The following is a 19,656-nucleotide window of genomic DNA, read 5'->3' as shown; positions in this document are numbered from 1 at the left end:
CCGGCTTCAGTGAATGCCCCAGCCGCATTTGCTTTACGCCATTAAGGCCTTGGCGAATCAACCGCCAAGGCCTATCTTCTTTTTATCCGTCCAAAACCGCCCACTTTGGTCTTCGGGGGAGAGTTGTTGCGCGGAGGGGAGAACCATTTGCTCTTTTTCGGCGTGACCTCGGTGTCCAACGAGGAGCCGCTGCTGCCGCTTGACCTTGTTATGGTTCCGACGCCTCCGGACGAGGCAGCAGGAGATTTCTTCTTGAAAATGCTTTCGTCTGAACCAATCGATGTGCCCGCGCGAGACGAGTCACTCCCGCGCTTCAAAATCGACCCTTTCCCCTCCACCGTCAGCGGCGGTGCCTGTTTTTTTTCCGCGTTCGTCGGCGTGTGGTAGCTGGGGCTGTTCACGTCCTTGTGGCTGTATCCGCGATACGTCCCGTGATCGCCGCCAAGGGAATCCATCAGGCTGTTGATAACGCTGGCGACAAGATACCCTTCCAGGAAGGAAGAACTGTAGTTGCTTTGGACAAACTCCTTGTTATCCACCTCGATCAGCGTGTCATCCGGGTTCTCGGGATCGCGCTGGAGATGGTACAGTTCATCGGGGTACACCAGGAACATCCGCTCAGGATCTTCCTCTGAGATCTCGGCAGGCTTTCGCTGATCGGCCAGTTTTTTCGCGACTTCGGGCACTGTCTCCCCCGCAGCGCGGTACACGCGGGAAACCTGTTGTCCCTGTTCGGAAACGGATTCCAAGGGGTACGCCATGCTCACAGATGAACCGCTATGGCCTGCGAAGATCGTAGCCAGGACGATAACCGCCAAGCCCATTTTTATCAACTGGTACAGCCGCTGCTGCATCCGCCCACCCCCTTATGCACCATGTAAGATCTTCACGTCCGCCGCAATGACCGCTTCTCCTTCGTACAGCATAAACCGCCCGTCCTGCCATTCAATCCGCAGCAGCTTGCGATCATCCGATTGGTACTGCCAGACGTATTGTTCGCCGTCCAATCCGAAAGGCGTCTTGCCAAGGACCCGTACTTCGCCGTTGTACTGTTCCTCCAGGTAGTAGTTCGTGTCCTCCAGCTCAATGGTAGTCGGCACTTCATCAAACGAATCCAGGCGGCCGTCGATTGGGCTGTACAAGGCATAGGTGATTCTCTCCCGCTCCTCGATGTGCAGATAGCGCACGTCGCGGCCGTCCTGAAGTGTCAGCAGAACCGCGTTGCGCTGGGCATTGCGGGTTCTTCCCGTCACTTGATAGGTTACCAGGGACACTTCCACGACATCCCCCGGACCAAGGAGCAAGGGGCTTTTTTCTGCCTGGGGCGGTTCTGGTTTTGCAAAGAGATTTTTTACTCGCCGAAACAGACTCATCTACTCACCTTCTCGTTTCGTGTTACAGGCATGCGCCCAGGATCAAAGCACCGACCACGTGGAGGGAGCCAGCCACCAATGCATGTGCCACCTTGCCCTGCTTCGTCCCCTGGTCCAAATTCAGATCAGCCGCTTTCCTTAAAAACAATCGTACAATCCATTCGATAATGACGAGAATCACAAAGGAAATGACTGACGCCTGCAGCGCATGCAGCAGGTCGTTGGACTTGATGATTGACTGGGACAAGATATACCCTTGGGAGAACAGCTTCATCACGAACCGGGTCGTAACGGCGACATTTCCCTGCTTGATTTCCGCCATGTCATTGTACTTGGTGAAAAAGGAATCCAGCCACATGAGCACGACTAAAAGCACCGCGCTCGCAGCCGTCCAAATGAGCATACCTACCACATTCTGCCAATCCACACACTACACCTCCGCACTCCGTATCGCTCGCTTGAAGAAAAGAAAAGGGGAACCGCCCGTGCGGCTTACCCCTCGTACTTTTTCAACAATTGGGCCAGTTCTTCCTCAACTTGTTGATCCTTGCTGAGAGCGGCAATCTCTTCATCAAGCGATTTTTCTTTTTTGTAGATTTCGCCGCTGGCTTCCGCCCGGGATTCCATCTCAAGCACTTTGTCCTCCATGCGTTTCAAACCGGCAAGTGCCGAATCCGAATTCATGCCGGACATCGCCCTGTTGATGTTCGTTTGGGCTTTCGCCGCATTGGCCCTTGCGACCAGTGTTTCCCGCTTGTTCTTCAGATCGGTAATCTGTTTGCGCATATCTTCCAGCTTGGCTCGCAGATTGTCCGCCGTTGCCTTGTATTGCTCCCAGCTCGCCTTGTACTCTTCGGCTTTCTGCTGGGCAGCTTTCTTCTCTTCCAGCGCCCGCCGAGCCAGGTCGACATTTTTTGCCTGTGCCGCCACGTGGGCCTGTTCATCCCGCTTTTTGACAAGCGCTTCCTGCTCTTCGTACAACAGCTTGAATTTTTTCTCCAAGGCAATTTGTGCCGCTACCGCTTTTTCCGCTTCATCCAAATCTTCCTGCATGTCCCGCAAATACTGATCGGTCATCTTGACGGGGTCTTCCGCCTTTTCGATCAACGCGTAGACATTGGCTAAAGTGAGGTCACGCAAACGTTTAAAGATAGACATGGTAACGAGCCTCCTCAAAATATTTTTACGTACCAGTTTGCAGTACAGTTTTCTTACCAATGTATTACGATTTTACCGGAACAGAAGTTTCATTTTTGGACTGGAAATTAGGGGGAGGCTTTTACTTTGGAGAACATAGTCCGGGGAGACCGAGAAAAATGGGCTCGCTTCGTTCGTGGCACGCCAGCGGGGAAGCTGGACTGGCCGTCTCCACTACAAAAAACGGCACGTCGACCAAATGCCGACCTACGGACGGTAGTATCTCGGTGAAGTAATTGGTCGACAAGCGTGTGCCGCTTTTTTCCGCTCCGACTGATAGGCCTTGCCAAGGCCTGCGCTCGCTCCATTTTTCTCGGTCTCCTCGCAGCTTTTTTCTACAGCCCCCGATTTCGAAAACCTCTTGTTCAATAAAAAGAGAAGGACCGGTAGTCCTCCCCTTTTACGTCAGCATGTAGCGATCCTCCGCAAACGCCTCTCCGCCTCTGGCTTCTTCGAAGGCGCGGAGCAAATCCTTGGTTGTCATTTTTCGTTTCTTTTCTTCCGGGATGTCCAGGATGATGCGTCCCTCGTGCAGCATCAGGAGCCTGTTGCCCATGTTCAGCGCCTGCTCCATATTGTGCGTCACCATCAGGGTCGTCAGGTTGTTCTGCTCTACGACCTGACGGGTCAAATCGACGATGAGCTGGGCCCGTTTCGGGTCGAGCGCGGCGGTGTGCTCGTCAAGCAGCAGGATTTTGGGTTTGGTAAAGGTGGCCATCAACAGACTGAGAGCCTGTCTTTGACCGCCGGACAGAAAGCCCACTTTTGTCTTCAGGCGATCTTCCAGACCTTGTCCCAACGACCGCAAGTGTTCGCGAAACAGCTCCCGCTTCTTGTTGTTGACGCCAAACGCCAGGGTGCGCCGCTTCCCGCGGGCGCATGCGATCGCCAGATTTTCCTCGATCGTCATATTGGGGGCAGTCCCCGCCATCGGGTCCTGAAAGACGCGGCCGACATAGACGGCCCGCTGGTGCTCGCCCAGCTTGGTCACATCTTTCCCGTCGATTGTGATCGTCCCCTGATCCGGAATGATGCCGCCGGAAATGACGTTCATCACGGTCGACTTCCCGGCCCCGTTGCTTCCGATCACCGTGACGAAATCCCCGGGAGCAAGGTGGAGATTGATCTCATGCAAAGCTATCTTCTCGTTGACTGTACCGGCATTGAACACTTTACGAACCCGGGAGATTGTCAGCATCAGCTTGTTCCCCCTTTGCCGTTATTCTTGCTTTTCTTGATGACGCCCTTCAACAGATTCGGCAGCGTCAGCGCCAGGATCACGATCAGCGCCGTAACCAGCTTCATATCGGACGTCTTCAACCCGGCCCGCAAGGCAAAGGCGATGACCAGCCGGTAGACGAGCGAGCCTCCGATGACAGCCAGCGTGGCCCGCATGATCGTCGGCCGGCCGAACAGCACTTCGCCGACGATGACGGAAGCCAATCCGATGACGATCATCCCGACCCCCATCCCGACGTCGGCAAACCCCTGGTACTGGGCGATCCATGCCCCCGAACAAGCCACCAGCGCATTCGACAGGGCCAGGCCGATGATCGTCGTCCGGTCCGTATTGGCGCCAAAGCTGCGAATCATCGTGGCGTTGTCCCCCGTCGCCCGCACGTCAAGGCCGAGATCGGTATGGAGAAACCAGTCGATCAGCAGCTTGACGATGAGTATGACCACCAAAAAGACGATTGCTACCCCGGTGATGATGGTGACTCCGCCGATCACGAGATCGGGAACATGCAAATCCTCCACCATGGTAACAAGCGTCGTTTCCCTAAGCAGTGCAAGATTGGAACTGTCGCCCATGATTCGCAAATTGATCGACCAAAGGCCGATCATCGACAAAATCCCGGCGAGCAGACCGTTGATCTTTCCCTTCGTGCTCATCAAACCTGTCAGGAAGCCTGCGACCGCTCCCGCCAACAGGGCAACCAGCATGGCAAGAAACGGGCTGTAGCCGTCCAAAATCAATTTGGCGGCTACAGCACCTCCGAGAGCAAAACTGCCGTCTACAGTCAGATCAGGAAAGTTTAAGATGCGAAAGGAAATGTACACACCCAGGGCCATGATCGCATATAGTAATCCTTGTTCAATTGCACCGTTGATTGCGAAGCCCATAGTTTCCTCCTTGAAAGGCAGCCGTAAGCTTACTGCTCAATGACTTCCTGAGCGCGATCCAAGAGCGATTGCGGCAGGGTGACGCCCATGCGTTCAGCCGCTTTCTTGTTGATGATCAGCTTCATGTCTGCCTGCTTTTCCACCGGCATGTCGGCGGGTTTCGCCTGGCCTTTGAAGATCTTGTCGGCCATGTCGGCGGTTTGCTCGCCCAGCTTGCCGTAATCGATTCCGTAAGTGGTGATGGCGCCGCTCTTCACCGTATTTTCTTCACCGGCAATGACCGGAATCTTCTGAGCCTCAGCCACTTTCAAGACAGCCGCGATCGACGCGACAACCACGTTGTCTGTCGGGATGTAGATCGCATCCACCTTGCCGACGAGCGATTCAGCCGCTTGCTTTACCTCTGATACGTTGGAGATCGCAGCTTCAACGATTTCCAGGCCCAACTTGCTGGAGGCTGTTTTTGCCAAATCGACCTGCACTTTGGAGTTGACTTCGCCAGCGCTGTAAATAATGCCGACTTTCTTCGCGTCAGCCTTGATCTCCTTGATCAGTTGAAGCTGTTCCTCTACCGGGTTCATATCGGTCGTCCCCGTCACGTTTCCGCCCGGTTTATCCATCGACGCAACGACGTTGACAGCCACGGGATCAGTCACAGCCGTAAACAGGATGGGGATATCCTTCGTCACCTGTGCCGACGCCTGTGCTGCCTGTGTGGCAATGGCGAAAATCATGTCGACATTGTCGCCCTGAAACTTCTGCGCAATCGAAATAGCCGTATCCATGTTTCCTTGCGCCGACTTAATGTCGTAGACCACGTCTTTGCCTTTTTCGTAGCCCAGCTTGGTCATCTCCGCGATAAACCCTTCACGTGCCGCATCCAGCGCCGGGTGTTCAATAATCTGGACAATGCCGATCTTCAGCGGTTTCTCCGGCTTGGCTTCTTCCTTTGGAGCTTCCGCTTGTCCGCCGGAATTGGCCTCTTGCCCCTGCTGCGGCTCCGGAGCGCCTGTACTTTGCTGCCCACACGCTGTAACGAACAAAAGCATTAAGGCAAAAAAGACAACCATCATGGCATTTCTCTTCTTGTGAGACGCAAACATCCACCTGCTCCCCCTTTTTTAAACACCAGTTTCTACATTATCAGAATCTTATCATGAGTAGCCCATTTTTTAAATGGTTATTGATAACATTTTTTCCGACTGGCTGTTATAATGAGAAAAAAACATGACAAAAGACAATGGAAGGGCGGGAGAACTCATGACTGTGGACATACAGGACGTCTCCTGGGTACGGGAAGGCAGACCTATCCTGAAGAACATCAACTGGAGCGTAAAGCCCGGCGAGCACTGGGCCATCGTCGGGCTGAACGGTTCCGGCAAAACCACGCTGCTGAATATCATCAACGGCTACATCTGGCCGACGACAGGCAAGGTAAGCATATTGGGACAAGCATTTGGCAGCGTTGACCTGCGCGAATTGCGAAAGGCGATCGGATGGGTCAGTTCGTCCCTGCAGGAGAAGATCTACCGCAGGGAGAGCGCCAAGGAGATTGTCCTCAGCGGGAAGTATGCCAGCATCGGATTGTTCGAACAGCCGCAGGAGGCAGATGTCCAGCGCGCGCTGGAAATCCTCGATCAGTTGGGCTGCGCCCGCCTGGCCGAGCGCCCCTTTCAAACCCTTTCCCAGGGAGAAAAGCAAAAGGTGTTGATCGGCCGGGCGCTGATGACTTCTCCTCGCCTGCTGATCCTGGACGAACCTTGTACCGGACTGGATCTCTTCTCACGCGAGCAGCTGCTGATGTCGATTGAGCGGCTGGGCCGGCTACCGGATGCGCCGACAATGCTTTACGTGACCCATCACACGGAGGAAATATTGCCAATTTTTAGCCACACGCTGCTCCTGCGCCGCGGAGAGATCTACTCTGCCGGAAAAACCGCCGACGTATTGACCAGCGACAATCTGACTTCGTTTTTCGAAGCCCCCGTCGACATCCACACAAAAGACGGACGCTTGTGGATCAACATCCTGCTGCAGCCGGAGAGGGCTTAGGATTCTTCCAGCAGATTCCGCAGTACAACCGCCTGGTTATGCTCTTGGTCCTTCGCCGCGTAGACCAATGTCACCACCTCGTGTGCGGACCACTCCTTCAACTGGGAGAAAAGCTGTCGGCGGGTATCATCGCTGTCGATCTCTTGCCGGTACCGGTGGGCAAATTCGTCAAACCGCTCCGGATCGTGGCAGAACAATTTCCTGAGTTCACTGCTCGGGGCCAGTTCCTTCATCCATTGGTCGAGACAGGCGTCCTGTTTGGAGACGCCTCTCGGCCAGATCCGATCGACGAGAATCCGCCGTCCGTCGCTGGGTTCCGGCTGTTCGTATATTCGCTTTAACCTAATCACGCTACCCCTCCTTTTTTCGCGCGCTTATGGATTGGTTCTGCGTCAACCGGTTTCATCCTTCCTCGCAGCGCACTTTCCTTTTCTCCGTACAATTCCTGCGATCCACAGCAGCAAGGGAAAAAACAGGCCGAAATTGTATACGTACAGCGGCCAGATTTTTTGGTTGAAAGCGAGCAGATAGCTGCTGTTCGGCACGATCACGAGAGCCATTACGGTGAGAATAACGCAAAGCGGCAAGGAGAGCATGCGATAATCCTTCAGATTGAAGGTCTGGGCCAGTCCCGCAGATATCACGTAGACCAGGATCGTCAGCCGGAAAAAGATCGTAATGATCCAGATGAACATCATCAAAGCTTCAATTCGCTGAAGGAAGTCGCCGATGTTTATTTTTTTTGCCAATTCAAAACTGGGAAAGCTGTGGCCTTTTACGATGTCCACCCCGAGAACGGATACGGAAAAAAGCGTCACCGCGAATAGTATCATCCCCCCGATCAGTACCCCTCTCCACAGTGCTTGCCCCGCTTCCTTCGGTTTTGGGACATGAGGAAAGATCATCAACAAGACAACGGGTTCGAGCAGCGGATAGCTGACAAGCGTAAAGGCCCCCTTGAGTACCGGAGCGATGCCGTTTTCAAGAAAAGGCTCCAGATTCTTCAGTTGAAGGTATGGCGAGACAAACAAGAGTAACAAAAACAGCAGCAAGATGACAAATGGGAAGAAAATCTCTGCGGCGCGGGCGATCGGCTCGAGCCCCAGCTTTACCCCCCAGGCGACCGCTGCCAAAACGATAATCATGATGACTTGTATCGGGGTCCTCGTCAAAATGCCAATTGTTAAAAAATCGCCGATATTGCGCAGTGTAAGAGCGGCAATGAGAAACGGAAAGCCGATTAAAAAGCAGAGAAAAGCTATTTTCCCCAGCCACTTGCCGAGTATGATCTCGCAGTATTGGGCGAGATTCTTGTCGGGGAAGCGCTTGCCCAACGCAATGTACAAGGGGATGAACGCCATGCCGATTCCGACTGCTGCGATTGCGGCAATCCAGGCATCTTGCTTTGCCTTGGCAGCGAGCAGGGACGGAATGACCAGGATGGCGCTGCCGATGATGTACAGAATTGTCATGATCGCAAACTGACGGGCAGCGATCCGTTCTCTATCAAGCATTGTCCTACTTTGCCTCCATTTTTCCCGTCTTGTAATCGGTCCATCCTCACTCCAAAAATCTTGTCAAAGCATCGCTTGTCGGCTTGTAGACGGCAATGATCCAATCGAGGGGGTTGGGAATCGGCAGGTTCAGACTCTTGGCAATGCCAAGTCCAGTCCCAAAGAACAGCAGAAGGGAAAAGACCCACAGTTCCTTTTCCAGCCCTTTCCGCCGCAAGCGCGGAACCTCAATTCCAATAATCGCAATGGCTGCAGCCAAAATGCCGAAAATTTGCCACATCCAGTTGCCCCCTTCCTCTATTTGATTTCTTTGATGAGCGGATTGCCGACGGTGCCCAGACGGCGGATCTTGGTATCCACCTCTACTGTCACGGGAAGCTGGGCAAATTTTGCGTCCCAGTTATCCTTGAGCTTTTTCCACGCTTTGGGGTCGCTGCGATGTATTTCCTCGCCAAATCCGAAGATATCGGCTTTGTACTTTTTCTGTACGGTTTTCACCGCATGTTCGATCAACGCTTTCACGTGTTGGTTTGCCTTTTTCTCCAACTCGCTTATCGTCTCTGGTTTCATCAGGTCAATCTTGCAGTGGACTTCCTCCACATTTACTTCCTGCCGTACCATCACTTTGATTCGCGGCTTTCCGTTGACCACATCCCCTTTCATTTTTGTTTTTGAGCGGATCACATCCAGCATGATGTTCCTCCCTTTTGAACAGGGAACCCTATTGGGAGTGCTTCTTATTATGTCATTTACATAGGCGTAGCCTAAGCTATCCCGTTGGTTTAACCAGCCGATCAACTTATCTCTCTTAAAAACCGCAAGCCCTCCGTATCGCAGGCGTTCAGCCGGTTTCGTCCTTTTCACGTTTTCCAAAGTGCCCCCTATTGACCGATCCCCAAATGATTGGATGCCGGTCAGCACCGGTTCCTTCCCTTTCGTTATCAATTGGGTAACCAGTTTGTCCAGCGTTACCGATGTAGTAGGCCCCCATATCTTGTCGGAGGTTCTCAAAGAAGAAAACAATTTCATGGCCGGTATTTTCTCCAACTGCGTCAGGCTGTCCATGATATCAAAGGCCGTCGTCCCCTTCGCCACGATGATAAAAAAGTCAGTTCGAAATTCCCAATTTCTGGATATTACATCCAAGATTTTGCCTATCCCGTCTCTCGCCGCTGATTCCCCGAACACCAGGATACGAAGATGCGCCGGATATATCTGTCTTGGACTTGCGATCGTCATTTTTCTCACCGCTTCAAAAACACTGTCTGCCGTTAACGAATACAAGATCACAGGTGTCCGCTCTGCGGCGGCGCCCCCTTTTTTTGCCGCTACTTGTTCCGGATCGACGACTTGAACAGAGAGGCGGTATTTATCCCCCACCTTGTCGATTCCCAATCCCAGTGCTATGGCCAACTGATTTAATTCGCGATGGTTCCAGCAGCCGCCGAGAAGCGGCAGCAGCATGACAAAAACCAGCGTCAAAATCAACTTTCGTTTCATCGCTTATCCCCTCTAACCTGTCATTGTTTGTCCGGCGGCTTTGGTTTAGCCTTTTGCGGCGGTTGCTGGCGCACTTTATTTTGTCCAGCTTGCAGGATAGGACGGGTGTACATTCTCCAACGGGGAACGCGAATGAACGTATCTTTTTGGGCAGAAGGTACAAACGGGGCCAGGGGCGTCATGTACGGTACACCGAAAGAACGCAGACTGCACATGTGAAGCACAAGAGCGAGCAGACCGACAATGATGCCGAACAAACCAAAGGTAGCGGCAAGCGCCATATAGACAAAACGGATCATCCTTATAGCAATATTTAATTCGAAATGGGGAACCAGAAAACTGGAAATAGCAGTGAGAGAGACTACGATCACCATAGCGGCCGAAACGAGTCCCGCGTCAACTGCCGCCGTCCCCAACACCAATGTACCCACGATGGAGACCGCTTGCCCTACTGCCCTGGGCAGTCGAATGCCTGCTTCGAACAGGATTTCAAATGCCACCTCCATGATGAATGCTTCGACAAAGGCGGGAAAGGGCACCCCTTCGCGCTGTGCTGCCAGACTGATCAAGAGCGGGGTCGGCAGCATTTCCTGATGAAATGTCGTGATCGCAATGTAAAAAGACGGACCGAGCAAGGTAATAAAAAACGTGAGGTAACGAACCAGACGAATCAGACTGGTAACATCTGATCGATGGTAATAGTCTTCCGCTGCCTGGAAAAATTGAATGAACAGGGCGGGAACCATCAAGACAAACGGTGTGCCGTCCACCAGAATGGCGATCCGTCCTTCCAGCAAAGCAGCAGCTACCACGTCAGGGCGCTCTGAATTGATCACAGTAGGAAAGGGGGTAAACGTTTCGTCCTGAATCAATTCTTCGATGTATCCGCTGTCCATGATTCCGTCAATGTCGATGCTGTCCAGACGCAAGAACACTTCTTCCAGAATCTTTTCATTCACGATCCCCTTGATGTACATGACGGCTACATTCGTTTTTGTCACTCTTCCGATTATCCTCGTTTCCCACCGAAGAGCGGGGGATTTGATTTTTCGGCGGAGCAGGACTGTATTGATGCGGATGTCTTCTACAAAGCCCTCTTTTGGCCCTCTGATCGCGGTTTCGGTCGTGGCTTCATCCACACCGCGCTGCTCCCAGCCGGCCATGTCAACAGAAAAACCCTGCGCATATCCATCTGCCAGGATAACGACATTTCCGGACAGGACGGCATCCAGTGCCCCCTTTAAATCAGTCAGCTCCTGCAGTTCTCCGACGGTCAGCACGGATTCGCGGATAAACTCCAACAGATCCTGTGCCGCAGAAGGCGGTGGTTCCTCGGAGGAATTATCGGGAAAGTCAAGCATCAGCGGCTTCAGGATTGAGTTTTCAACCGCAGTTGCATCAATCAGGCCATCCGTAAAAACAATCGCCGCCCTCGTCTGCCTTTTGTTGATGAGAATCTTTCGAACCATGATATCCGGGCAGTATCCTAAAGCCTCCTGAATCTGATTTATGTTCTCTTGCAGATCCGCCTGAAGAGGGGCGTTTTGTACAGACGTGTTCTGCATGCTCCCTGACGATCCGGAAGAGGGCTTCTGTTTTCGTTTTAGCATTTTTTTCAGCAATCCCACATTCCCACCCTCTTTTGTCACTTTTTACTGCTATCATTCCTAATCAGGCTTCATTTGATTCACCGAATAGCCGTTGCGGTGTTCTAATCCAATATGAATACATCCGGCGCCAGGCCGGCAAAATAAACTGGAAAAGGGTGCTAATTTGCTTTATCCCTCATAATCCTTTACAAGGGGGATCTTTGGTTTGTTCAAGATCAACTGGATGCTGTTTGTCGCCGGTTCCTTTACAGGTGCGTTTTTCGCCATTCTGGTAGCGGGGGGCTTGGCCTTTCTGTTTGCCCGTCCCTTTATCAAATGGCTCGTCGGGATCTTCACCAAAAGATTGATGTCAGACCGCTATTCAACCAATATTTGGGAAGTGGTCACCGCTGTGACGAGAACAGGCCCCGGAGCCGTCATCGAAAACAGTCTGCGTGCAGCCTCCGGAGGTATCATTGAAAGGCCGTTCGGGAGTCCGCGCAAATTTTTAAATCTGGACGGTCTGGTGTTCTCTCCCGCCCAGTTGGCCGTCATGCCGGCCCACGAGTACGCCGAAGTCGACATGAGCATCACGATCGGACCCACGGCCAAAAAACCGCTGCGCCTGGACATTCCGATCATGGCCGCCGCCATGGGCTACGGAATCGGCGTCAGCGAAAAAGTAAAAGTGGCGATTGCGAAAGGAACGGCTGCTGTCGGGACCTCTACCAATTCCGGTGAGGGCGGGTTTCTTCCGGAAGACAGGGCAAATGCCAAGTATTATATCTTGCAGTACAACTCGGCTCACTGGTCGAAAGAACCGGAAATTCTCAAGCAGGCCGACGCGATCGAAATTCACATCGGACAAGGGGCGACCGTTGCCGCCGCGAGCATAATTCCCCGCGAGTATATCCAGGGCAGGGCAGCCAAGATCCTGAACGTTGAGGATGAAGAAGTAGTTGTAATCCCCTCGCGCCACGAAGAGATCAACCAGCCGGAGGACCTTGGCCGCCTGGTTGACCGGCTGCGGAGCATTACCGGCGGTGTGCCGATCGGGATAAAAATGTGTGCCAGCAACAGATTGGAAGAGGATTTGGAAATCGCCATACAGGCCGGAGTCGATTTTATCAGCTTGGACGGAAGCCAGGCGGGAACGAAAGGCGGCGCGCCTATTCTGGAGGACGACTTTGGGCTGCCCAGCGTCTACGCTCTGGCTCGCGCGACCCAATATCTTAAAAAGCGGCAGATGAAAGGCAAGATTACCTTTTTGACCGGAGGGGGTTACTCCAATCCTGGAGAGTGTCTGAAGGCACTCGCGATGGGAGCCGATGGCATCTATCTGGGGACATCTTTGCTGTGGGCAATGACTCACGATCAGGTCACAAAAGCGATTCCCTGGGAACCTCCGACCCAGCTCGCGTTTTACCCCGGCAGCATGAAGGACGAATTCGATGTTGACGAAGCTGCCGGTTATTTGAAAAATTTTTTGATTTCTTTTGTGGAGGAAATGAAGGTTGCCATTCGCGCCATGGGCAAACATTCGCTGCAAGAAGTGGGCACTGACGACCTGGCAGCCTTGGATGAATGGACAAGCAAAGTGACAAAAATTCCGCTAGCTTACGAGCCGCATCAACCAACCGGAAGCGGCCAGGACAGCAAGGCCGCTCGCAAACGCCAAGGCACCGGAATACCGAAAAAGTGGCTTGCGCTGCGAAAGCAAGTGCAAAGCAGCTCCAAACAGCAATCCTAGGCAGACAGCTCGATTCGATATCAGGGGGCTGGTTTCAAATGGGTTTATTTACCTTCAATCAAAAATGGATCATGACTCAAACCTGGGAACACCTCCTCTTCGCGCACTGGCCTGTCTCGGTTGACTGCATTCGGAGACTGGTTCCCGACGAATTGGAAGTGGATACGTTTGACGGACAGGCGTGGATCAGCATTATCCCTTTTCTCATGAGCGGGATCCGGTTAAAAGTGTTCGCCGAAATACCATATTTTTCAACATTCCCGGAGATCAACCTGAGAACGTATGTAAAATCTCACCGTCGGCCCGGCATTTTTTTTATTACGCTGGACGCTTCCGATCCACTGGTCGTAGAGATGGGCAAGCTTTGGTACCACCTTCCCTACCACAAGGCGAAGATATCCTTTCGACAAAATGGGCAGGAAATTATCGTCCACAGCAGAAGGACGCCATCTGACGCTTTTTCTACATGCTTTGACGGCTGTTACCGCCCTGCCTCCATTCCTTTTGCTGCACAAGCAGGTACCATCGAGCACTGGCTGATGGAGCGTTACGTCCTGTACAGCAAGCACCCCCGGACCAAGTGCGTCTACTGGGCCGAGGTGTATCACGATCCGTGGAAGCTGCACGCTGCAGAAGCACATATCGGCCGCAATACCCTGGCCGATGGACTGCTGGATACTCCGCTCGGCAAGCCGGCTCTCCTGCATTACTCCAAAGGAGTGCATGCTCTGGTCGGCCCCATTCATCCCTTGCGTTAGCCAATCGGCCTAAAACCGCCTTTCTTTTGGGCATTTTTCAGCTGCGATATGGTATATTCTAATCAGACTGAATTTTCAGTCCTGACTCTCTTATATTTGGGGGAGATAGACACAGGTTATCGAGCTGATCGTGTATTCGATCACTATGGAGTACAGCAGGGAAAACATGGAGAAGGAGTGAATCGCAGTGGAAGCACAAAAGATGTATATTGACGGCAAATGGGTGCCCGGTTCAACGAACGAGACCAGGGACGTCATCAACCCGGCTACCGGCGAAGTGATTGCGACTGTGGCGGAAGGCTCCACCGCAGATGCGGTCGCCGCCATCGAAGCAGCCAGACGGGCCTTTGACGAAGACGGCTGGATCGACAGCAAGGCTCGGAATCGCGCCGCTTTGCTCTATCGGTTGGCGGATCTGCTGGAAGAGAACGCAGAAGAATTTGCCCAGTTGGACACCTTGAACAACGGCAAGCCGCTTCGCGAATCGCGTTACGATGTATCCGACGCCGTCAATCAGTTTCGCTATTTCGCCGGACTGGCTACCAAACCGCACGGCCAGACGTATGACGTCCCCGATCAGATACAGGCGATGGTCGTTCGCGAACCTGTTGGGGTCGTCAGCCAAATCATTCCCTGGAATTATCCGCTGGTCATGGCTACACAGAAAATCGCCCCTGCCATCGCTGCCGGCTGTACCGTCGTGATCAAGCCGGCCGAGCAGACTCCGCTGTCTTTGATCAAGCTGTTCGAATTGATCGATCGCGTCGGATTTCCTCCGGGAGTCGTCAATCTGGTCCTGGGAGCAGGCGAGACGGTCGGGGCAGAAATGGCGCGAAATCCACTGGTGGACATGGTGGCATTTACCGGCGGCACGGAGACCGGTATCGCCATCATGAAGGCTGCTGCCGATACGGTGAAAAAAGTGGGGCTTGAGCTGGGAGGAAAATCTCCGAATATCGTATTTGCCGATGCCGACTTCGAGACAGCGGTCGATTATGCCCTGTACGCTATTTTTGCCAATCAAGGCGAAGTCTGCTCCGCGGGTTCCCGGCTGATCCTCGAAGAGAGCCTGTATGATCGCTTTGTTCCCGAGTTGGTCGCCCGAGCCAAGCAAATCGTCGTAGGTCCCGGCACCGACGAGTCGACCGAGATGGGTCCGCTTATCTCCGAAGAACACATGAATCGCGTCCTCTCCTACATCGAAGTAGGCAAAAAAGAAGGGGCAACACTCCTTACCGGAGGCAGGAGAATGACGGAAAACGGCTTGGACAAGGGCTTTTTTATAGAGCCTACCATCTTCACCGATACGACTCCCGAAATGAAAATCGTTCAGGAAGAAATCTTTGGCCCTGTCCTCGTCATCCAGACCTTCCGGACAGAAGAGGAAGCGATCCGCCTGGCCAACGGGACGAAGTACGGGCTCGCCGGGGCTGTATTCACCTCCGATGTGGCAAAAGCCCATCGCGTCATCCGCAAATTGCGGGCTGGCATCACCTGGATCAACACCTATCACCCCACATTCAACGAAGCTCCCTGGGGCGGATACAAGCAGAGCGGGATCGGCCGCGAACTGGGCACATACGGGCTGGATGAGTACTTGGAGGTCAAACAGATCAACGTCAATCTGGAGGTTGCCCCGACCGGCTGGTTCCAAAAACGTTCTTAAAGCGCACAAACACCCACGGTCTCCCCGTCTGAGACCGTGGGTGTCTGCATTGAATAACGGCGTTCGGAAAGCAAGATTTGATTAAAACTGTCCGTCCATCATGATGACTTCGTCGCCGGGTGAAAGCCCGCTGATGATCTCGACATACTCGGCACCCTCGATGCCGATCTCCACGTCTTTTGGAACCGGCTCCCCGGTTTGCGGATCTTTGACCATGACGGTGCCTTTTCCCTCTTCCATGACCTCTACGGCATTGACCGGCAGGCGCGGGACATTGTCCTTTTGGCTGATGTTGATATCACAGTCACCCGTCATGCCGTGACTCAACTTCCCATTATTCTCCAATTCGACCTTCACTTCAAAGCGGACGGAACGATCCTGCTTGGTGCCTTCTTTGGGCAGTTCCACTACCTTGCCGTGGAAAGGCTGGTTGCCAAAGGCGGTAATGTAGACATCAACGGTCTGCCCGACCTGAATCGCCGGAAAATCGATCTCGTCGACATGCGCCTTAAAATAGACGGCCGAGGTATCCATCACGACGACTGCCGGTTCGGACGAGTTCTTCGTTTCGCCGGCCTTGACGTTCACCTTCGTCACTTCCCCGCTGATCGGCGCCGTTACTTGGCTCTTCTCCAGATCCCGCTTCTTTTGCTCCAGTGAAAGCAGGGATTCTTTCAGCGCCAGCTCCTTTTCCTGCAGCTCCATTTCCTGAGCGGAGACATCCATCGTCACCAGCGTCTGGTTTTCCTTGACGTCATCATCTTCTTTGATCAGGACCTTGGCTACTTTCCCGCTGGTGCCGGCCGTGACTTCAATGTCGTCCGGCAATTCAAATTTCGCTTCACCCACACTGGTAAAGAGAAGCCCGTCGGTCCCGGTCAGTTCGATGACAGCCTTTTCATTGGCGTACATGAAGCCTTCTTTTTTCACCTGGACTTCGATCTCATGCATTCCGGAAAAACCGTCTTCTTTCTTCCCGATCAGGTCCACCTTCGTCACTGTTCCGTCAATGTACAACATCGGGCCGGACAAGAAGACTCTAGCTTTCTGCCCCACTTTTACGTGCTCCACCTCGTACGACGTGAAGTTCCCTGTTATTTTGAGATAGTTGGGGTTTGTCAATTTCGCGATGATGGTTTCCTTCGAGACTTCATCGCCTTCTTTGACCAACACCTCTTTTACTCTACCCGCTTTATCGGCGACGATCTTGTCTTTTTTCTCTTTGATTTCTTTCAAATCCTTGTTGATCCGCTGCAAGTTCAATTCCAGTTTTTGCAGTTCCAGGGCGGCGTCATCACTGTCCAGCGTAAACAGCACGTCCCCTTTCTTCACGTGCTGTCCTTCTTTTACCAGCACATCCTTCACTTTTCCGCTTGTCTCGGGATTTACCTCTTCCCGCGCTTTTGCCTCAACGGTACCGGTAGCGTAAATCGTCTTCTTCACTTCACCCACATCTACCGCAATGGTAGGCATCTCTGGCGGCCCCATCGGCTCCTCTTGCACCGCCTCACCGGATTTGAGATACTTCCAGCCGAACACTCCGCCTCCTGCCAATACAATCGCGATCGCTGAAATGATGATCCACTTTTTCTTGTTCATTTCTCTTTTCTCCCCATTTTCAACCTTGATATCTTCGTTATGCGACAAGACTATTCAGAGCGAATTGCCTGCATCGGACTGAGGCGCGAAGCCCGGAACGCCGGAAAAATCCCCGCCATGAGACCGATCAAGAAGGAAAACCCGATTGCAAACCCGGACAGCCACAAGGGGATGATGGCCAATTTTGTCGGCCCACTGTCCGGCATGGGGCCGCCGCCGCCAAACTGGTTGAGGAAGTCGCTGTTTTGGCCAAGGTAGTTCAACAGTTCAACCGCTCCAAAGGCGATGCCCAACCCGGCAAAACCGCCGAACAATCCGATAAATCCCGATTCCATCAGGAACAGCCAGCGTATGTTGTAGACGGATGCGCCGATGACCTTCATGATGCCGATCTCTTTCGTCCGCTCCAAAATCGACATGATCATCGTATTGACGATCCCGATAGAAGCGACCAACAGCGAGATGGCGGCAATCCCGCCCAGAATCATTTGCACGACGAAGAAGAATTGGTTGATCTGTTCAAGCGCGCCCGCAGGAGAGTAAATCTCGTAGCCGATGTTTTGAATCCGTTTGACCGTATCTTCCACTTGTTCGCGCGATGCCACTTTCACCGTAATCGTGTCGTATTCAATCTCTTTCTTTTGATTGCGGTCCTTGATCCGGGTGGTGCCTTCATCATCCCCGTACATTCCCCAGCTGCCCCGTCCGCCGTCCTGGTTGACCCATTCATTCAGTTCATTGATCAAGGACATTGGCACATAAGCGGTGTTGCCGCCCCACCATCTTCCTCGGTCTTCTTTTTTCAGTTGGCCGACGACTCTGACCCGAACCTCTTTCCGTTCGAATTTCGGTTCGTTATCGATGTAGTACTCTCTGGTCAATACCAATGTGGCAGACTTGCCGACCATGTCGACAACCGTTTGGCCCTCGCCTTCCCCTCCGCCAGGGCCCGGAAAAAAGCCCCGTCCGCCGGAGGATTCGTTATTCGCACCGCGCTTGCGTGCTTCCCGCCGCTCTTTCTCCACATCCCGCATCTGCCGGGGCACTTCATACGTGACGACAATCTCGTTTTTCGGCCCTTCCAGATACGTTCCTTTCTCTACCTCTTCTTTCTTGTAATTCTTCGACTCCTGCACATCGACTCCGACCAGTTGAAGGTTGGCTTCGCGCCGGCCCAGTTTTAACGTCACGTCGGTGTACAACTGCTTGGTCGGCATGACCGCGCTGACTCCCGGCACTTGCTTGAGTTCCTGGACTGCCGTCGAATTCAGCTTCTTAATCTGGTCAGGCGGCCTCATCGTCTTCTGGTCCGGCATCATGTAGCTGGGAGCGACCTCCATCTCCGTGAGGCTTCCCCAGTTCTCCAAGCTCTTTACCGCATTCTCTTTTAAACCCAGACTAAGCGAAATCATCGCGACAATCGCTGCCGTCCCGATCATGACGCCAACCGACGTCAGAGCGGTCCGCAGCTTCATGCGCCACAGATTCCGCCAAACTATTCGCAATGAATCAAGCAGTTTCACTCTCTAGCACCCCATTTACCCGTGTAAGCTCACGCCGGCTTCTCTGCTTTTTCTACAATTCTGCCGTCCTGCATATAAATAACGCGATCCGACTGTTGGGCCACTTCCTGATCGTGTGTGACGATGACATATGTCGTGCCCCGTTCCCGGTTCATCTGCCGCATCAATTGCAAGATCTCTTTTTCTGTGGCACTGTCCAGGTTACCCGTCGGCTCGTCGGCCAGGACGATTCCCGGAGCGTTTACCAGAGCCCGCGCGATGCTGACCCGCTGCTGCTGTCCACCGCTCAATTCGTTTGGCTTGTGGGTGATGCGCTCACCCAACCCGACCAGTTCCAGCATTTCTTTTGCTCTTTTCCGCCTGCTGCGAATGCTTTCACCGGCGAATATCAAGGGCAGCTCGACATTTTCCAGTGCCGTCAGATTGGGCAGCAGATTAAACGATTGAAAGACAAATCCCATGCTTCTGCGGCGAAACTGGCATAACTGGTTTTCGCTGTAGCGGGATATCTCCTCGCCGTTGACAAAAATCTGTCCATCCTCCGGCTTCATCAAGCCGGCCAGCAAGCTGAGCAGGGTTGACTTCCCCGACCCGGACGTACCGCACAGCGCCACAAATTCTCCATTCTTAATGTGCAAATGGATGTCGTACAGAATCGGAACCCGTAACTTTCCCGCCCCGTACGAGTGGTTCACCCCTTTTACCACCAGTTCGCCTACTCCGTTGGCCATTTGTTCACACCTCAATTTTTGCTGAAAATATTTGGTATCATTCCATATAGAATAGACGTGCCAAACCTCCAAAAAGTAACAAGATTTTGCAATATCTATTAAGAAAAGCTTCGGTTGAAGCCCTCTCGAAGAAGTAGTCGAGTCCTTGTTTATAGGAAGCTTTTCATGCAGGATAAGGAAGCTGTCTCAGGAAGTCATCCTATCTTATCCTGTGAAAAAGCCTCATTTTGAAGTCCGATAGGAAGATATAGGCATGGGTTCTTTTCCGCGGCAAAAAAAA

At 53.0% G+C, this 19,656-nt stretch carries 19 protein-coding genes; 4 read left to right on the top strand and 15 right to left on the bottom strand.

The window, feature by feature from the left end:
* Positions 1–71: 71 nt before the first annotated feature.
* From HGBM_RS11695 to HGBM_RS11665, 7 genes are all read right to left on the bottom strand, one after another.
* On the bottom strand, positions 72–854 hold the full coding sequence (locus HGBM_RS11695; protein WP_019121291.1) for a DUF4247 domain-containing protein: 783 nt from the start codon (positions 852–854) through the stop codon (positions 72–74).
* A gap of 12 nt (positions 855–866) precedes the next feature.
* On the bottom strand, positions 867–1,373 hold the full coding sequence (locus HGBM_RS11690) for a DUF4178 domain-containing protein (RefSeq protein WP_019121290.1): 507 nt from the start codon (positions 1,371–1,373) through the stop codon (positions 867–869).
* Positions 1,374–1,395: 22 nt separating this feature from the next.
* Positions 1,396–1,800, bottom strand: coding sequence for a DUF350 domain-containing protein (locus HGBM_RS11685; protein ID WP_019121289.1), 405 nt, complete (start codon positions 1,798–1,800; stop codon positions 1,396–1,398).
* Positions 1,801–1,865: 65 nt separating this feature from the next.
* On the bottom strand, positions 1,866–2,531 hold the full coding sequence (locus HGBM_RS11680) for a PspA/IM30 family protein (protein ID WP_019121288.1): 666 nt from the start codon (positions 2,529–2,531) through the stop codon (positions 1,866–1,868).
* Positions 2,532–2,970: 439 nt separating this feature from the next.
* Positions 2,971–3,768, bottom strand: coding sequence for an ABC transporter ATP-binding protein (locus tag HGBM_RS11675; protein ID WP_019121287.1), 798 nt, complete (start codon positions 3,766–3,768; stop codon positions 2,971–2,973).
* Entirely contained in the window at positions 3,768–4,694 is a 927-nt protein-coding gene (locus HGBM_RS11670; RefSeq protein WP_019121286.1) for an ABC transporter permease, read from the bottom strand. The genes HGBM_RS11675 and HGBM_RS11670 overlap by 1 nt, the downstream gene beginning before the upstream one ends.
* 29 nt (positions 4,695–4,723) lie before the next feature.
* On the bottom strand, positions 4,724–5,797 hold the full coding sequence (locus HGBM_RS11665) for an ABC transporter substrate-binding protein (RefSeq protein ID WP_019121285.1): 1,074 nt from the start codon (positions 5,795–5,797) through the stop codon (positions 4,724–4,726).
* A 124-nt stretch (positions 5,798–5,921) separates the two neighbouring features.
* Here HGBM_RS11665 and HGBM_RS11660 point away from each other — a divergent pair, with 124 nt between their 5' ends.
* Positions 5,922–6,746 carry an ABC transporter ATP-binding protein gene (locus HGBM_RS11660; protein ID WP_019121284.1) on the top strand — a complete coding sequence of 275 codons (825 nt, stop codon included), beginning with the start codon at positions 5,922–5,924 and terminating at the stop codon, positions 6,744–6,746.
* Here the strand turns inward: HGBM_RS11660 and HGBM_RS11655 are convergent.
* The 5 genes from HGBM_RS11655 to HGBM_RS11635 are packed head-to-tail and all read right to left on the bottom strand — an operon-like array spanning position 6,743 to position 11,370.
* A complete protein-coding gene (locus tag HGBM_RS11655) occupies positions 6,743–7,096 on the bottom strand; it encodes a DUF488 domain-containing protein (RefSeq protein ID WP_019121283.1) in 354 nt (117 codons plus the stop codon). The genes HGBM_RS11660 and HGBM_RS11655 overlap by 4 nt on opposite strands.
* Positions 7,097–7,138: 42 nt before the next feature.
* Positions 7,139–8,260 carry a GerAB/ArcD/ProY family transporter gene (locus HGBM_RS27290; RefSeq protein ID WP_019121282.1) on the bottom strand — a complete coding sequence of 374 codons (1,122 nt, stop codon included), beginning with the start codon at positions 8,258–8,260 and terminating at the stop codon, positions 7,139–7,141.
* A gap of 46 nt (positions 8,261–8,306) precedes the next feature.
* Positions 8,307–8,540, bottom strand: a complete 234-nt coding sequence (locus HGBM_RS11645) for a hypothetical protein (RefSeq protein WP_019121281.1) — start codon at positions 8,538–8,540, stop codon at positions 8,307–8,309.
* A 17-nt stretch (positions 8,541–8,557) separates the two neighbouring features.
* Positions 8,558–9,760 carry a Ger(x)C family spore germination protein gene (locus HGBM_RS11640; RefSeq protein ID WP_019121280.1) on the bottom strand — a complete coding sequence of 401 codons (1,203 nt, stop codon included), beginning with the start codon at positions 9,758–9,760 and terminating at the stop codon, positions 8,558–8,560.
* A gap of 20 nt (positions 9,761–9,780) precedes the next feature.
* Entirely contained in the window at positions 9,781–11,370 is a 1,590-nt protein-coding gene (locus HGBM_RS11635; protein WP_035286967.1) for a spore germination protein, read from the bottom strand.
* A 223-nt stretch (positions 11,371–11,593) separates the two neighbouring features.
* On the opposite strand from HGBM_RS11635, the gene HGBM_RS11630 reads away from it, so the two are divergent.
* From HGBM_RS11630 to HGBM_RS11620, 3 genes are all read left to right on the top strand, one after another.
* The gene (locus HGBM_RS11630) at positions 11,594–13,099 is read left to right on the top strand and encodes an FMN-binding glutamate synthase family protein (protein ID WP_035286964.1); all 1,506 of its coding nucleotides are present in this window, start codon (positions 11,594–11,596) and stop codon (positions 13,097–13,099) included.
* 38 nt (positions 13,100–13,137) lie between these two features.
* Positions 13,138–13,857, top strand: coding sequence for a YqjF family protein (locus HGBM_RS11625; RefSeq protein WP_019121277.1), 720 nt, complete (start codon positions 13,138–13,140; stop codon positions 13,855–13,857).
* Positions 13,858–14,059: 202 nt separating this feature from the next.
* Positions 14,060–15,523 carry an aldehyde dehydrogenase family protein gene (locus tag HGBM_RS11620; RefSeq protein WP_035286960.1) on the top strand — a complete coding sequence of 488 codons (1,464 nt, stop codon included), beginning with the start codon at positions 14,060–14,062 and terminating at the stop codon, positions 15,521–15,523.
* Positions 15,524–15,604: 81 nt separating this feature from the next.
* Here the strand turns inward: HGBM_RS11620 and HGBM_RS11615 are convergent, their stop codons facing one another.
* Genes HGBM_RS11615 through HGBM_RS11605 form a run of 3 tightly spaced genes read right to left on the bottom strand, consistent with a single transcriptional unit; the run spans position 15,605 to position 19,376 of the window.
* Positions 15,605–17,122, bottom strand: a complete 1,518-nt coding sequence (locus tag HGBM_RS11615; RefSeq protein WP_019121275.1) for an efflux RND transporter periplasmic adaptor subunit — start codon at positions 17,120–17,122, stop codon at positions 15,605–15,607.
* Positions 17,123–17,172: 50 nt separating this feature from the next.
* The gene (locus tag HGBM_RS11610; protein ID WP_026074341.1) at positions 17,173–18,645 is read right to left on the bottom strand and encodes an ABC transporter permease; all 1,473 of its coding nucleotides are present in this window, start codon (positions 18,643–18,645) and stop codon (positions 17,173–17,175) included.
* A 29-nt stretch (positions 18,646–18,674) separates the two neighbouring features.
* The gene (locus HGBM_RS11605; RefSeq protein ID WP_019121273.1) at positions 18,675–19,376 is read right to left on the bottom strand and encodes an ABC transporter ATP-binding protein; all 702 of its coding nucleotides are present in this window, start codon (positions 19,374–19,376) and stop codon (positions 18,675–18,677) included.
* Positions 19,377–19,656: the final 280 nt, after the last annotated feature.

The organism is Brevibacillus massiliensis (genome assembly GCF_000311785.1).
GTDB classification, from domain to species: Bacteria; Bacillota; Bacilli; order Brevibacillales; family Brevibacillaceae; genus Brevibacillus_C; species Brevibacillus_C massiliensis.
This window is presented reverse-complemented; position numbering and strand designations above follow the sequence as displayed.

Coding starts and splice junctions, on each gene's coding strand:
- HGBM_RS11620 (WP_035286960.1), top strand. CDS start 14,060: ATGTATATTGACGGCAAATGGGTGCCCGGTTCAACGAACGAGACCAGG.
- HGBM_RS11690 (WP_019121290.1), bottom strand. CDS start 1,373: ATGAGTCTGTTTCGGCGAGTAAAAAATCTCTTTGCAAAACCAGAACCG.
- HGBM_RS11635 (WP_035286967.1), bottom strand. CDS start 11,370: ATGCTAAAACGAAAACAGAAGCCCTCTTCCGGATCGTCAGGGAGCATG.
- HGBM_RS11695 (WP_019121291.1), bottom strand. CDS start 854: ATGCAGCAGCGGCTGTACCAGTTGATAAAAATGGGCTTGGCGGTTATC.
- HGBM_RS11665 (WP_019121285.1), bottom strand. CDS start 5,797: ATGTTTGCGTCTCACAAGAAGAGAAATGCCATGATGGTTGTCTTTTTT.
- HGBM_RS27290 (WP_019121282.1), bottom strand. CDS start 8,260: ATGCTTGATAGAGAACGGATCGCTGCCCGTCAGTTTGCGATCATGACA.
- HGBM_RS11675 (WP_019121287.1), bottom strand. CDS start 3,768: ATGCTGACAATCTCCCGGGTTCGTAAAGTGTTCAATGCCGGTACAGTC.
- HGBM_RS11680 (WP_019121288.1), bottom strand. CDS start 2,531: ATGTCTATCTTTAAACGTTTGCGTGACCTCACTTTAGCCAATGTCTAC.
- HGBM_RS11640 (WP_019121280.1), bottom strand. CDS start 9,760: ATGAAACGAAAGTTGATTTTGACGCTGGTTTTTGTCATGCTGCTGCCG.
- HGBM_RS11670 (WP_019121286.1), bottom strand. CDS start 4,694: ATGGGCTTCGCAATCAACGGTGCAATTGAACAAGGATTACTATATGCG.
- HGBM_RS11605 (WP_019121273.1), bottom strand. CDS start 19,376: ATGGCCAACGGAGTAGGCGAACTGGTGGTAAAAGGGGTGAACCACTCG.
- HGBM_RS11630 (WP_035286964.1), top strand. CDS start 11,594: ATGCTGTTTGTCGCCGGTTCCTTTACAGGTGCGTTTTTCGCCATTCTG.
- HGBM_RS11615 (WP_019121275.1), bottom strand. CDS start 17,122: ATGAACAAGAAAAAGTGGATCATCATTTCAGCGATCGCGATTGTATTG.
- HGBM_RS11625 (WP_019121277.1), top strand. CDS start 13,138: ATGGGTTTATTTACCTTCAATCAAAAATGGATCATGACTCAAACCTGG.
- HGBM_RS11660 (WP_019121284.1), top strand. CDS start 5,922: ATGACAAAAGACAATGGAAGGGCGGGAGAACTCATGACTGTGGACATA.
- HGBM_RS11645 (WP_019121281.1), bottom strand. CDS start 8,540: ATGTGGCAAATTTTCGGCATTTTGGCTGCAGCCATTGCGATTATTGGA.